Raw genomic sequence first — 13571 nt, 5'->3', positions numbered from 1 at the left:
GCAGATGACGGTATCGAGTTGCAGCGCGCTCTGATAGCCTCCGCAACTCATGAATACCGAGAAAAACAAACAGCCGGCGCCCGATGCGACCGGCAGCAGCAAATATTTGAGCTACGTGCTGCGCCACGAGCCGCAGGCCATCGGCCTGCAACTGGACGCCGAAGGCTGGGCCGACATCGACGCACTGATCGCCGGCGCCGCCCGTCACGGACGCCAGCTCGATCGCGACGATCGAAAGCGTGTGCGCAACCAGCGACAAGCAGCGCTTCGCGCTGTCGGATGACGGTCAGCGCATCCGCGCGGTACAGGGTCATTCGACGCCCGCCGTGCAGCGCCAGTATCCGGCCGCGCAACCGCCCGGGCGTCTCTATCACGGCACGGCGACGCGCTTCCTCGATTCGATTCGCGCGCAAGGGCTGAAACCCGGCGCCCGTCATCACGTACACCTGTCGGCGGACGTCCGCACGGCGCTGGCCGTCGGTGCGCGCTACGGCGTGCCCGCGATCCTCGCAGTCGATGCGCGGCGCATGCATCGGCAGGGCCATACGTTCTTCGTCGCCGAAAACGGCGTCTGGCTGACCGATGCCGTACCGGCCGAATACCTCGAGTGGATCGACGACACGCGCACGGAGTGAGCGTGCGCCGGCCGCCATTCACCACGGCCAGAACATCGACGCGATCGACAACGCCAGCGCCGCGCACAGCGGCGAGTAATACAGCGTGTCCATCCGCGCGAAACGCGACCCGCGAATCCGCTTGAAGAAGCCGACGTAGCGGAAATCGCCGACGGCCCGCACCGCGAAGATCAATGCGAGCGCAACGACTGCGAACGCGACCGTGCATGGATGCGCATTGCGCCCGAGCCAGCCGGCACGCGCGGCGACCACGCATGCGCCGCCCAGCAGTGCCGCCGCGACAGCAAGCGTGCCGACGGCAGTCGGCCGCAACAGCGGTACGCCGTCCTGCTCCGGAATGGCCGCACGCTTGCCCAGCCGCCCGCCGAACGCCCAGTAGACGTGCACGAGCGCGATGGCGCAAAGCGCCGGCACGCTGAAATACGCACCTGTCATGTCGATCGATGTCCTCGTCTCGTTGTTTTGCCGAAAGGATCCGGCACGCGGCCCCGGCCCGCGTCACGCACGACGATACCGAAACCCGGCCACGCGCGCATTGCGACGTCCGGTCGCAACCGCTCGCCGCGCATGCTGCGTTGCAGTGCGGATGCGTCGTCGCGCAAGCCGGCTGCTTGACTTCCCTCCGCGCACCGCTACGCTGTTATTCCAGTACTGCGGTCGGCACGCCGCTGCACAACCGGCTGCCCGCACGACGACGATAACGAAGGCCATGGAGGCGACTCATGCTGATCGGTGTGCCGAAAGAGATCAAGAACCACGAATACCGCGTCGGCCTCACGCCGGCCGGCGCGCGCGAACTCACGCGGCACGGCCATCGCGTGCTCGTGCAGCGCGGCGCGGGCACGGCGATCGGCCTGCTCGACGACGACTACACGGCCGCGGGCGCGTCGCTCAGCGGCGGCGCGGATGAAATCTTCGCGCGCGCCGACATGATCATCAAGGTCAAGGAGCCGCAGCCGGCCGAATGCGCGATGCTACGGCGCGGCCAGATCCTCTACACGTATCTGCATCTCGCGCCCGATCCCGATCAGGCCGCCGCGCTCGTGAAATCCGGCGCGGTCTGCATCGCATACGAAACCGTGACGGGCCCCGGCGGCGGCCTGCCGTTGCTCGCACCGATGAGCGAAGTCGCCGGCCGCATGTCGATCCAGGTCGCGGCGACCCACCTCGAAAGCCCGCGCGGCGGCCGCGGCGTGCTGATGGCCGGCGTACCGGGCGTACCGGCCGCGCACGTCGTCGTGCTCGGCGCCGGCGTCGTGGGCACCGGCGCGCTGCAGATGGCGGTGGGCTTGGGCGCACGCGTCACCGTGCTCGACACCAACGTGAACCGGCTGCGCCAGCTCGATCTCGTGTTCGCCAACCGGATCGCGACCGTCTGCTCGAATGCGCATACGGTCGACGAAGCCGTGCGCGATGCCGACGTCGTGATCGGCGCCGTGCTCGTGCCGGGCGCATCGGCGCCGCGGCTCGTCACGCGCGACATGATCGCGACGATGCGCAAGGGGGCGGTCGTCGTCGACGTCGCGATCGACCAGGGCGGGTGCTTCGAGACCTCGCATGCGACCACGCACGCGGCGCCGACCTTCGTCGTCGACGGGGTGGTCCACTACTGTGTCGCGAACATGCCCGGGGCGGTCGCGCGCACGTCGACCTTTGCGCTGAACAACGCAACGCTCGGCCATGCGCTCGCGCTCGCCGACAAGGGCTGGAAACAGGCGATGCTCGACGATCCGCATCTGCGCGCGGGCCTGAACGTGTGCGACGGCCATATCACGTACGAAGCGGTCGCGCAGGCGCTCGGCCTGCCCTACGTCCCGGCGACCGGCGTACTCGGATGACCTTGCCGGCATGAGTCGAACGCGTCGCGGCCGGCCGCGACGCGTTCACGCACCCTTCGACCGGCTCCGCTTCGTGCCGCTGCCGCCCGTGCTGCCCGCACCGCCCGTCGTGCGCGCCAGCAGCGGCCGCGGTTGCGCGAGCGTGCGCGTGTTCAGCACGTCATGCCGCGTCAGCCGGCCGCGCCCGATCGACGGAATCTTCCCGGGATTGTCGCCGTTCGCGATCATCGTCGGGATGTCGCGGCCATAGACGGCGATCGTACGCACGCACGACGTCAGAGCGATGCGCGCGGGGTCGTCGCGTAGCGCCGCTCGTAGAGCGACTGGCAGTGCGTACAGCGTTCGGCGGTCGGGCGCGCCAGCAGGCGCGCGTAGCCGACCGAGCCGTCGCAGTCGATGCACTCGCCGTAACTGCCGTCGCGCATCCGCTGCTGCGCGCGGCCGACCGCGCGCAGTTCGGTCAGCTTCATGCCGATCAACGCATGGTCGACGTCGACGAAGAGGTCCGCGTTCGCCTCGTCGCCCTCGTCCGGCGCCGCGCCGGCAAGCTCCGCATAGGATTCCGACGCGCGCTGGTCTTCGCTCGCGCGGATCTCCGCACGCAGCGCCTGCTCGCTCTCGTTCAGCCGCTGCTTCAGCGTCTGCCGTTGTTGTGGGTCGAGCGACATGGCCGTCTCTCCTGTTCCGGGTTCCGCGCGAAACAAGAGCGGCGCGCGGTATCGCACCGGTGCGCGGCGCGCAGGCATGACCTGCGCCGTCGCATCCGGATGGGCGGCCGGACGCGCGAAACGCCGGACGCATTCGACGCAGGATAAACCCATTGAACACGCGTGTGTTGACCGGAATCAGCGTGCCGTTCACGCGGCGGCAGCGGTGCGGAAACTGGGGACGGACGCGCAATCCCGCCTTGCGGCGCGCGCGTCGAAGCGCGTTGGCACAACCGCAGCGCAGCAATTTCCCGCGCGGTCGCCTCGGTTCTTTCCGCGCCGGCGAACCGCCATCGCGCGGTCGATACGATCGCTCGCGCGGCGCCGCTTAAATCATTCGTAATCCTTAGAATGCGTTACGTCCGATGAAGCCGCGCACCACCGTCATCAGGATGATCTTGATGTCGAACCAGAAGCTCCAGTTCTGCATGTAGAACAGATCGAACTTCACGCGCGCCGCCATCGCCTCGACCTTGCGCGTTTCACCGCGATAGCCGTTCACCTGCGCCCATCCGGTGATGCCGGGCCGCACGCGGTAGCGATACATGTAGCAGTCGATCAGTTGCCGATACAAGTCGTCGTGTTCGATCGCGTGCGGACGCGGGCCGACCACCGACATCTGCCCGAACAGCACGTTGAAGAACTGCGGCAACTCGTCGAGCGACGTGCGCCGCAGGAACGCACCGACGCGCGTGATGCGCGAATCGTTGCGCGACGCCTGCCGCACGACGCCCGGCTGCGCGCGATGCACGCGCATCGTCCGGAACTTCAGGATATCGAATTCGCGGCCGTCGATGCCCTTGCGGCGCTGCCGGAACAATACGGGCCCCGGCGACGACAGCTTGACCGCGATCGCGAGCATCGTCAGCAGCGGCAGCAGTGGAATCAGCACGCCGAACGCGAACAGTCGGTCGAACGCGAACTTGGCCCACAGCTCCGGCGCGGAGCGCGGCGTGGTCGCGAGATTGATCGCCGGCATGCCGAGCACGTCGGTCGCGGAACGATCGACGACCGCCATCTGCCGCACGTCGGGCAACAGCCGCAACTCGACGAACTCGTCGCGCAACTCGCGCACGATGCGCTGGATCCGCCACTCGTGCGACATCGGCAGCGTGAGCCACACCTCGTCGATGTCGCCGCCGCGAATCCGGTCGCGCAACGCGTTCCAGTCGGCGATCACCGGTACGCCGCCGATACCGCCCGCGGCGGCCGGCGCATCGTCGTCGAATACGCATGCGGCCGCGAACGGGCCGTTCGGCGCGAGCTGCATCCGCTCGATCGCCACGCGCCCGTATGCCGTCGCGCCGACGATGGCAACGCGGCGCTGCCGCGCACGCGGGTCGCCGCGCGTCAGCGCGAGCGCCAGCAGCGCCGCGCGGCCGAGCAGCAGCGTCGCGTCGCCGGCCAGCACCGTGCGCGCGATCCAGCGGGTCGTCACCGTGCCGCCGCGATTCATGATCCACATCGTGCCCGCCACCGTCAGCACGCTCGCGCACACCACCGCCACCAGCGTGTGCGTCAGCACGTGCACGCCGCCCTGCACCACCACGCCGCCGCGCACGGTGCGCAGGTAGCGCGGCAGCAGCGCCACCGTCAGCACGCACAGCAGCGCGATCGCGCCGCGCTGCGCGTCGGACAGCGCATGCCAGCCGAGCCCCGATGCCGCCTGGGCGGCGAGCGCCCCGGCCAGCACGAGCACGACGTCGGCCGCCGCGATCGCGGCACGCCGGATCGCATTCGTTCCACCGGACATCGACTGCATCGTCACGCACCATGTGCGGGGAATCCGCGGTGCGTGTCCGGCATGCGCGGGCGAATCGTCGCCGGCCTCGCATGCTCGCGCGTGCCGAGCAACCGCCGATAGTCGGCGCGAATCAGGTTGTAGCATTCGCACGCGTGATGTTCGAGGCCGTCGCGGTCGAGCACCGTGATGCGGCCGCGGCGTTGCCGGATCAGCCCGGCTTCCTGCAGGTTCCCGGCCGCTTCCGTCACGCCCTCGCGCCGCACGCCGAGCATGTTCGCGATCGTCTGCTGGGTAACGGCCAGCTCGTCGCCGTCGATCCGGTCGTGCGCGAGCAGCAGCCAGCGGCTGAGCTGCTCGCTGACCGAGTGATGCCGGTTGCACAGCGCGCTGCGCGAGATCTGCGCCATCGTCGCCTGGCAGATATTGAGCAACAACCGATAGGTCTGCGCCGACCGCTCGAATTCGGCGCGCATCACGCAACTCGGCACGCGATAGGCCATTCCGCCGATGCGCACCTCGACCCGGCTCGACGCGGCGATACCGCCGACCAGCGTCCCCAGCCCGACCACGCCCTCGCGGCCGACCACCGCCACCTCGACCATCGCACCGTCCTCCATCAGGTGCTGCACCGACATCATCGCCGTCGTCGGAAAATGCAGATGACGCATCGGCTCGCCGACCCGGTCGAGCATCCCGGCCTTGATCCTGACCAGTTCGAGATGCGGGGCGATGGCGCGGATGCTGTCCTCCGGGAGGGCAGCAAGGATGGCGTTCGCCGAATAGCTCGAGTGAAGATGAAGCATGTCTGTATCCCTTTTATCGTCCGCGCCACCAGCGGCAGGCACGGAACTCGTTATCGCGATGCGCGCCCGGACATTGACAACGGTTGCGGCCCACAACCCTGAATCCGACTGATCATCGGCTTGTCAACGCCGAATTGAGTCGACTGCCCCGTTTCGACACGCCAGCCCGAATAAGCGATTTACGTGCCAATAGCCGCCCGTCCTTAATATATGAATCACATCCGATTTAGAGCCGCCGAATAACGGACCCAAAAACCAAAAAAACGTCTCATTTCCGGACACTCCCCCATGCGGCGGACACAGCACGCATTCGACTGATCAATTCCCGCGCGCTGGATCAGGACACGGCGTTACGGCCGCGATGCTTATCGTTCAAATACTTACAGCCGTTTTTCAATTGTTTCCGTGATGTGCGGCGCAGCATTTCCCGGCATCGCCGCACCGCACATGCCCGTTTCAAACTGTCTCAAATTTGAATCGGCACACTCATTCCAGGCTCTGTCCTCTACCGCACATATCGCCCGCAAGCCGTTGATATAAATGAAAAATATAGCGAGCCCCATTTATTTGTCAAATAATGTTCAATGTCTTCCCACTACTTCCGCGGTACGATTCGTCACGTTGTCCGATTGATTCCGGTCGACATAGAATGACAAGCAGGTTCACGATTCCATTTCCGGATAATTAATTCCACAGAAAGGAATCCTTAAATCGATATAACGTTTGCGCGCAGTCGGAATCGTCAAACTTTGTGAAATGGCAAAAGCCCGAATTGGCCGATTTCAATTGCGTGCTAGCCTTTTTCGCGAGTATCGTCATTCCGTTTTTTGATCAACAAAAGTCCGCACGGTCGTGCGATTTCCGTTCCGGGATTCGCTGCAACGACGCGCGACCGCCCACCTGCGAGGATGTGCCGTGACTCATCAGGCCACCGACGCCGTCGCTTATGCGAACGGCATGATCGAGCTTTCCCACAGCTTTGACGCCAACCGGTTTCTCGCGGCCATCGACCGCGACGAACTCGCCACCCTGACGCCCCACCTGCAACTCGTTCACCTGAAATCCGGGCAAGTGCTCTGCGAACCCGGCGAAATGCTCGCCGCGGTCTACCTGCCGGTCACGACCGCGATTTCGCTGCAGTACGTGTCGTCCGGCGGCATGACGCTGGAAGTCGCGGAGATCGGCAGCGAAAGCGTGGTCTGCGACGACGTGATCGGCGGCAGCGGCCGGATGCCCTGCCGCGCGGTCGCGTGCCGCGACGGCTTCGTCTACCGGCTCGACCGGCGCGTCTTCGCGACCGCGTTCGAGGCGTCGCCGGTGATCCGCCATCTCGTGTTCGTCTGTGTGCGGCTGCTGATGGCGCAAGTCGCACAGATCACGTTCTGCAGCCGTCATCACGTGCTCAAACATCAGTTATGCAGATGGTTCCTGCTCGCGTTCGACCGCACGCGCAGCATCGAGATCCAGGTGACGCACAGCATGCTCGCGCAAATGCTCGGCGTGCGACGCGAAACGGTCACGGACGCCGCAGGCGAAATCCAGAAACTCGGGTTGATCCGGCAATACCGCAGCTCGATCGAGCTCGCGGACCTCGACGGCCTCGAAAAAATGTCGTGCGGCTGCCGAGCGATCGTGCGCGACGAGATGAAGCGCATCCTGTCGGCCGACTCCGGCGTGCCGGCCGCGTCGCGCACGTGATCGGCTCACCGGACCGGGGCGGCGCTTCGGCGCCGCCCGCGTGCCGGGTCAGCCGTTTGTAGGGTGGCGAACAGAACGCCGTGTCTGCCGATGGTCTACTGATGCCGGACTGCCGGGGGATGTCAGCGCTTGTCGCGCGTCTGCCCGAGCGGACGACACCACGCACGCCGGAGCAGCACGTGAAAAACGAAATCAGAACCATCCTGAAGCACGTCGCCCACCTCGAAGCCGCGATCGACTCGATCGGCGACGGGGACGACCTCTACGAAGCGGGCCTCTCCTCGCTCGATACGATCCAGCTGATGCTCGCGATCGAAAAGCAGTTCAACATCGAGATTCCCGACGAGATGCTGAACCGCAACCTGTTCCGCAGCATCGACGCGCTCGCGGACACGATCGCCACGCTGCAACGCACCGAGCACTCCGCATGAGCGCGCTGCTTCCCGAACTCGCGTCCGACAGCGATTCGCATCGGCTCGACGAGGCCGCGCATGCCGTCGCGCAGATCGCCGCCCAGCATGCCGATGCGGTCGATCGCGACGCGCGCTGCCCCGTCGAGGCAATCGAGGCGATGCGCGCGCGCCGGCTGCTCGGCGCGATGGTGCCGGCCCATCTCGGCGGCGCTGGCGCGTCGCTGGAAGACATCGCGTCGGCCTGCTCGATCCTCGGCCAGGCGTGCGCATCGTCGGCGATGGTGTTCGCGATGCACCAGATCCAGGTGGCGTGCATCGTCGACCATGCCGCCGACCAGGGCTGGCACAAGCTGTTCCTGCAGCAGCTCGTGCGTCACCAGTGGCTGCTCGCGTCGGCCACGTCGGAAGACGGCGTCGGCGGCAACCTGCGCGCGAGCCAGTGCGCACTCGAAATCGACGGCGGCGGGTTCCGGCTGCACAAATCCGCACCGACGATCTCGTACGGCGACTACGCGGACGGCATTCTCGCCACCGCGCGACGCGATGCGGACGCGCCGGCTTCCGAGCAGGTGCTCGTCACGCTGCTGCGCGACGGCTATACGCTCACGCGCCGCGGCGAATGGGACACGCTCGGCATGCGCGGCACGTGCAGCAACGGCTTCGTGCTCGACGCACAGGGCGCCGCCGTGCAATGCCTGCCGGTGCCGTTCGCGAAAATCGCCGAGGAAACGATGGTGCCGGTCTCGCACATCCTGTGGGCCGCGGTGTGGATCGGCGTGGCCGGCGACGCGTTCCATCGCGCGCACCAGTTCTTCCGCGCGCAGGCGCGCCAGACCGACGGCGCACCGTCGCCCGCCGCGCGGCGCATCGCCGAATCGCTCGCGCTGCTGCAGGCGATGCAGGCGCGCGTCGACAACGTGCTGCGCCTCCACGCGAACGCGTCGGCTCGCTCGTGGTCGGCCGGCATGGCGTGGGCCGCCGAGATCAATACGCTGAAGACCTACGTGTCGGCGACCGCGCTCGAGGTCGCGCACCAGGCGATGATGATCTGCGGGATGGCCGGCTACAAGCAAGGCACGCCGTTCAGCATCGGCCGCCACATTCGCGACCTGCACGCGGCGCCGCTGATGATCAGCAACGACCGCATTGCCGCCAACACTGCGAGCCTGTTGCTCGCGCTGCGTCCCGCGACGCTGGAGAAACATACGTGAACGATCGCCTCGCCGTGCCCTCTGCCGCTCCCGCCCCCTCCGCTCCCGCCGACGCACCGCTCGACCGCGCGGGCGTCAATCCGCTGCGCGACGCGCTGATCGACGCGGGCCTGCTGGTCTCGACCGGCATCCAGGGCCTGTTCGGCCGCAGCGAACGATTCGAGCGCGTGGTCGAAGCGCTCGACGCGTTCGTCACGCGCCTCGGCGCCGACCAGCAGGCCGAAGTGCTGCGCTTCCCGCCGGCGATGAGCCGCACCGAGTTCGAGCGCAGCGAATACATGAAGAGCTTCCCGCAACTGGCGGGCAGCGTACATGCGTTCTGCGGCGACGAACGCCAGCATCAGCGCGTGCTGCAATGCCTCGATCGCGGCGACGACTGGACCGAAAACCAGAAGCCGACCTACGTCGTGATGACGCCGGCCGCGTGTTATCCCGTGTATCCCGTCGTCGCGCGCGCGGGCGCGCTGCCCGCGGACGGCCGGATCGTCGACGTGTTCTCGTACTGCTTTCGTCACGAACCGTCGCTCGACCCGACCCGCATGCAGTTGTTCCGGATGCGCGAGTACGTGCGGATCGGCACGCCCGAGCAGATCGTCTCGTTCCGCGAGACCTGGATCGAACGCGGCACGCGGATGATCGATGCGCTGCGCCTGCCGAATGCGATCGATCTCGCGAACGACCCGTTCTTCGGGCGCGGCGGCAAGATCGTCGCGAACAGCCAGCGCGAGCAGAACCTGAAGTTCGAGCTGCTGATTCCGATCGAGCACGACGACCGACAGACCGCGTGCCTGAGCTTCAACTACCACATGGACCACTTCGGGCTGCTGTGGGACATCCGCACCGCGACCGACGACGTCGCGCACACGGGCTGCGTCGGCTTCGGTCTCGAGCGGCTCACGCTCGCGCTGTTCCGCCACCACGGCTTCGACATCGACGCATGGCCGAGCGAGGTGCGCGACGTGCTGTGGGGCGCGCGATGAGGTTCGTTTCCCGCGACGGCGAAGACGCGTCGTTCGAAGGCGTGCGCCACCGCGCGCGTCACTACCGGCCGCACCCGCTGCACAGTCAGGAGATGGTCTGGAAGCAGACCAACTGCTACGTCGACATGTGGCTCGAGGTGCTCAGGTGGTGGGGGCTTAATCCGTATGCGGCGCTGCCGTTTACGATCGCGCTCGATTTCGAGGGCGACCAGTTCACGTTCTTCAAGTTTCCGCACGACGAACTGGAGCGGCTCTACGGAATCGTCGTGCAGGAGCATTCGATCTACGAGCCGCTCGACCAGCACATCGAGACGCAGGTCGCGCGTGGCCATCTGATGATCGTCGAGGTCGACGCGTGGTTCCTGCCCGATACGCGCGGCACCAGCTACCGCACGCAGCACACGAAGACGACGATCGGCATCGACGCGATCGACCGCGAGAAGCGCCAGATCGGCTACTTCCACAACAGCGGCTATTACGTCGCCGAGGATTTCGACTACAACGGGCTCATCGGCGGCAGCTCGCCGATGACGTTGCCGCCGTATGTCGAATGCGCGAAGCGACGCTTCGCGCCGCTCGACGAGCGCGCGTTGTGCGAAGCCTCGCTCGCCGCGTTGCAGCGCCACCTGCGGCGCCTGCCGGTCGTCGATCCGATCGCGGCGTTCCGCCGGCAGTTGCAGACCGACGCGCGGATCCTCGCGGAAGCACCGCTCGAACGCTTCCATGCGTATTCGTTCAATTCGGTGCGGCAGCTCGGCGCGAATTTCGAACTGTTCGGCCACTATGCGCGCTGGCTGCAGGCGAGCGGCTGCACCGGGCCGTTCGCCGAGATCCGCGCCGCGTGCGATCGCATCGCGTCCGAAGCGATGGTGCTCGAATTTCGGCTCGCGCGCGCGTGCGCGCGCGGCAAGGAAGAACGCGGCGATTCGACGCTCGAAGCGATCGAGGCCGCGTACGCCGACCTCGTCGCGTGCGCGCGGCAGATCGGCGCGCCGCTGCGGCACGTGACGCCCGTGCGCGCCGACACGGCGCTCGTGCCGGCCATGCGGTGACGCGCGCGCGCCCCCAGCCCGCGTGGTCGATGCTGGCGACGGCCGCGGGCGCCGCGCGGGCGCCGCGCGACCTTCCGGCCGACCATGACGGCTGGATCACGGCGCCGGTGCCCGGCACGGTCGCGCAGGCGCTCGCGCTGGCTGGCCGGCTCGACGAAGCCGCGTCGCTCGACGAGCGCGACCACTGGTACCGACTCGAGCTGCGCGGGCGCGGGCCGCGCATCTTGCGCTTTCACGGCCTCGCGACGCTCGCGCAGGCCTGGCTCGACGACACGCCGATCCTCCGCTCCGACAGCATGTTCGTCGCGCACGACGTGCCCGTGGCGCTCGACGGCACGCACCGGCTGACCGTCTGTTTCCGCGCGCTCGCGCCGCACCTGCGCGACGCGCGCGCGCCGCGCCGCGCGCGCTGGCGTACGCGGCTCGCCGAACCGGCCACGCTGCGCACGATCCGCACGTCGCTGTTCGGGCATATGCCCGGTTGGTTTCCGCCGTATGTGCCCACCGGCCCGTGGCGGCCCGTCGACGTGCTCGATCCGGCCGACGGGCCCGTTCTCACCGATTGCAAACTGCATGCGCGCGTCGAAGGCGACACGGGCTGGCTCGATGCGGAACTGACGTTCGCCGCGCCGCTGCCGGACATGTTCGCGGCGCGGCTGTCGTGCGGCGAACATCACGCGACGCTCGAACGGGCCGGCGCCGACCGACTGCGCACGAGCGTCGCGATACCGAACGTGCGCCGCTGGTGGCCCCATACGCACGGCGAACCGGCGCTCTACGAGATCGCGCTGCATATCGGCGATGCACGCCGGTCGCTGGGCTCGACGGGGTTTCGCACGATCGACGTCGACTCCTGCGCCGACGGCAAGGGTTTCGGACTGCGCATCAACGGCGTGCCTGTATTCGCGCGCGGCGCCTGCTGGAGCAGCGCCGCGCCGCTCGCGCTGCACGCGGACGACGCGACCTACGGCCGCCTGCTGGGGCTCGCGCGCGACGCCGGCTTCAACATGATCCGAGTCGGCGGCACGATGACCTACGAGGCCGACGCGTTCCACGCATGGTGCGACCGGCTCGGGCTGCTGGTCTGGCAGGACTTCGGTTTCGCGAACTTCGATTACGCGCTCGACGATCCCGCGTTCGCGGCCAACGTCGATCGCGAAGCGAGCCAGTTCCTCTCGCGTCACGGCGCTTCGCCGTCGCTTGCGGTGCTGTGCGGCGGCAGCGAGATCGCGCAGCAGGCCGCGATGTCGGGACTCGGGCCGAAGCAGCGCTTCCTCGAGCTGACGGCCGACCGGCTGGCCGGCCACGCGGCCGCGCACCGCCCCGATGTCCCGTACGTGCCCGACTCGCCCGACGGCGGCGTGCTGCCGTTCGTGCCGCGCGAACGCGTGTCGCACTACTACGGCGTCGGCGCGTACCTGCGCCCGCTCGACGACGCGCGCCGCGCGGACGTGCGCTTTGCGAGCGAATGCCTCGCGTTCGCGAACGTGCCGTGCGATGCGACGCTCGCGGAACTCGGCTGGCCGGGCGTGCACGAACCGCGCTGGAAGGCGGCCGTGCCACGCGACCCCGGCACGTCGTGGGACTTCGACGATATCCGCGACCATTACCTGCAGACGCTGTACGACGTCGCGCCCGACCGGCTGCGGCGCGAGGACCCGGCACGCTATGTCGAGCTGTCGCGTGCGGTGATCGCGGACGTGATGCGCGAAACGTTTTCCGAATGGCGGCGCACCGGTTCGCGTTGCGCGGGCGCGCTCGTGTGGCAGTTCCAGGACGTGATGCCGGGCGCCGGATGGGGCGTGATCGACGCCGTGCACCGGCCGAAATCGGCGTGGTATGCGCTGCGTCAGGTGCTGCAGCCGATCCAGGTGCTGCTCGTCGACGAAGGCTTGAACGGGCTCGACGTGCATGTGGTCAACGAGCGCCCGGCTCCGCTGTCGGCCGCGATCGAGCTGGTCGCGCTGCGCGACGGCCGCACGCCGGTCGCACGGGCCGGCTCCCCGGTGCGGATCGCCGCGCACGACACGGTACGGCTCGGCTCGGCCGAACTGCTCGGCCGCTTCTTCGACTGGACCTACGCGTACCGCTTCGGCCCCTGCGAACACGATACGGTCGTCGCGACGCTGCGCGCCGACGACGGCACGCTGCTGTCGCAGGCGTTCCATTTTCCGTCCCGCACGCATCCGGCCGTGCTGGCGCGTCGCGAGCCCGGAATCGAGGCATGCGTGTCGCGCACCGGCGCGACGTGGCACGTCGACATCGACACGCGACACGTCGTTCGCCACGTGCAGATCGACGCGCCGGGTTTCATGCCGAGCGACGACTGGTTCCATCTCGCGCCCGGCACGCCGGCGCGCATCGCGCTCATTCCATTGCGAACCGACGGGAAGCCCGCGGTGGAGGACGACAACGTGCCGCCCACGGTCGCAATCCGGGCCGTCAACGCCGCGCGCGCGGTGCGCGCCACGCAGGCCGGCTGACACGACG

The 13571-nt window shown here is 67.9% G+C and carries 12 protein-coding genes and 1 pseudogene; 8 read left to right on the top strand and 5 right to left on the bottom strand.

The window, feature by feature from the left end:
* Nucleotides 1-49: 49 nt before the first annotated feature.
* A pseudogene (locus CFB81_RS20865) lies at nucleotides 50-635 on the top strand (RNA 2'-phosphotransferase).
* Nucleotides 636-653: 18 nt separating this feature from the next.
* On the opposite strand, the gene CFB81_RS20860 reads toward CFB81_RS20865, so the two are convergent.
* Complete coding sequence (locus CFB81_RS20860; RefSeq protein ID WP_089436362.1) at nucleotides 654-1070, bottom strand: DUF3995 domain-containing protein; 417 nt, start codon at nucleotides 1068-1070, stop codon at nucleotides 654-656.
* Nucleotides 1071-1357: 287 nt separating this feature from the next.
* Between CFB81_RS20860 and ald the strand changes: the two genes are divergently transcribed.
* A complete protein-coding gene (gene ald / locus CFB81_RS20855) occupies nucleotides 1358-2473 on the top strand; it encodes an alanine dehydrogenase (protein ID WP_089436361.1) in 1116 nt (371 codons plus the stop codon).
* A gap of 45 nt (nucleotides 2474-2518) precedes the next feature.
* Here ald and CFB81_RS20850 read toward each other — a convergent pair whose 3' ends face one another.
* The 4 genes from CFB81_RS20850 to CFB81_RS20835 all read right to left on the bottom strand — a co-directional run bounded on the left by CFB81_RS20850 (nucleotide 2519) and on the right by CFB81_RS20835 (nucleotide 5727).
* Complete coding sequence (locus CFB81_RS20850; RefSeq protein WP_089436360.1) at nucleotides 2519-2740, bottom strand: hypothetical protein; 222 nt, start codon at nucleotides 2738-2740, stop codon at nucleotides 2519-2521.
* An 8-nt stretch (nucleotides 2741-2748) separates the two neighbouring features.
* A complete protein-coding gene (locus CFB81_RS20845; protein WP_089436359.1) occupies nucleotides 2749-3141 on the bottom strand; it encodes a TraR/DksA family transcriptional regulator in 393 nt (130 codons plus the stop codon).
* Nucleotides 3142-3526: 385 nt separating this feature from the next.
* Entirely contained in the window at nucleotides 3527-4933 is a 1407-nt protein-coding gene (locus tag CFB81_RS20840; protein WP_089437090.1) for an undecaprenyl-phosphate glucose phosphotransferase, read from the bottom strand.
* Between the two features lie 11 nt (nucleotides 4934-4944).
* Entirely contained in the window at nucleotides 4945-5727 is a 783-nt protein-coding gene (locus CFB81_RS20835) for a Crp/Fnr family transcriptional regulator (protein ID WP_069616396.1), read from the bottom strand.
* 915 nt (nucleotides 5728-6642) lie between these two features.
* On the opposite strand from CFB81_RS20835, the gene CFB81_RS20830 reads away from it, so the two are divergent.
* The 6 genes from CFB81_RS20830 (at nucleotide 6643) to CFB81_RS20805 (ending at nucleotide 13564) form a co-directional block, all read left to right on the top strand.
* Nucleotides 6643-7425: a Crp/Fnr family transcriptional regulator gene (locus CFB81_RS20830; protein ID WP_176730121.1), complete on the top strand. Its 783-nt coding sequence runs from the start codon at nucleotides 6643-6645 to the stop codon at nucleotides 7423-7425.
* 179 nt (nucleotides 7426-7604) lie between these two features.
* Nucleotides 7605-7856, top strand: coding sequence for an acyl carrier protein (locus CFB81_RS20825; RefSeq protein ID WP_006490451.1), 252 nt, complete (start codon nucleotides 7605-7607; stop codon nucleotides 7854-7856).
* Nucleotides 7853-9049, top strand: a complete 1197-nt coding sequence (locus CFB81_RS20820) for an acyl-CoA dehydrogenase family protein (RefSeq protein WP_089436358.1) — start codon at nucleotides 7853-7855, stop codon at nucleotides 9047-9049. The genes CFB81_RS20825 and CFB81_RS20820 overlap by 4 nt, the downstream gene beginning before the upstream one ends.
* Entirely contained in the window at nucleotides 9046-10029 is a 984-nt protein-coding gene (locus tag CFB81_RS20815) for an amino acid--[acyl-carrier-protein] ligase (RefSeq protein WP_069616394.1), read from the top strand. Before CFB81_RS20820 ends, CFB81_RS20815 begins: the two co-directional genes overlap by 4 nt.
* The gene (locus CFB81_RS20810; RefSeq protein WP_089437089.1) at nucleotides 10026-11081 is read left to right on the top strand and encodes a DUF1839 family protein; all 1056 of its coding nucleotides are present in this window, start codon (nucleotides 10026-10028) and stop codon (nucleotides 11079-11081) included. The genes CFB81_RS20815 and CFB81_RS20810 overlap by 4 nt, the downstream gene beginning before the upstream one ends.
* Nucleotides 11082-11110: 29 nt before the next feature.
* Nucleotides 11111-13564, top strand: coding sequence for a glycoside hydrolase family 2 protein (locus tag CFB81_RS20805; protein ID WP_256976288.1), 2454 nt, complete (start codon nucleotides 11111-11113; stop codon nucleotides 13562-13564).
* The last annotated feature ends 7 nt before the right edge of the window (nucleotides 13565-13571 follow it).

This window comes from Burkholderia sp. AU28863, assembly GCF_002223195.1.
Classification (GTDB): domain Bacteria; phylum Pseudomonadota; class Gammaproteobacteria; order Burkholderiales; family Burkholderiaceae; genus Burkholderia; species Burkholderia sola.
This window is presented reverse-complemented; position numbering and strand designations above follow the sequence as displayed.

Coding starts and splice junctions, on each gene's coding strand:
- CFB81_RS20860 (WP_089436362.1), bottom strand. CDS start 1,070: ATGACAGGTGCGTATTTCAGCGTGCCGGCGCTTTGCGCCATCGCGCTC.
- ald (WP_089436361.1), top strand. CDS start 1,358: ATGCTGATCGGTGTGCCGAAAGAGATCAAGAACCACGAATACCGCGTC.
- CFB81_RS20845 (WP_089436359.1), bottom strand. CDS start 3,141: ATGTCGCTCGACCCACAACAACGGCAGACGCTGAAGCAGCGGCTGAAC.
- CFB81_RS20840 (WP_089437090.1), bottom strand. CDS start 4,933: ATGTCCGGTGGAACGAATGCGATCCGGCGTGCCGCGATCGCGGCGGCC.
- CFB81_RS20835 (WP_069616396.1), bottom strand. CDS start 5,727: ATGCTTCATCTTCACTCGAGCTATTCGGCGAACGCCATCCTTGCTGCC.
- CFB81_RS20820 (WP_089436358.1), top strand. CDS start 7,853: ATGAGCGCGCTGCTTCCCGAACTCGCGTCCGACAGCGATTCGCATCGG.
- CFB81_RS20810 (WP_089437089.1), top strand. CDS start 10,026: ATGAGGTTCGTTTCCCGCGACGGCGAAGACGCGTCGTTCGAAGGCGTG.
- CFB81_RS20805 (WP_256976288.1), top strand. CDS start 11,111: ATGCTGGCGACGGCCGCGGGCGCCGCGCGGGCGCCGCGCGACCTTCCG.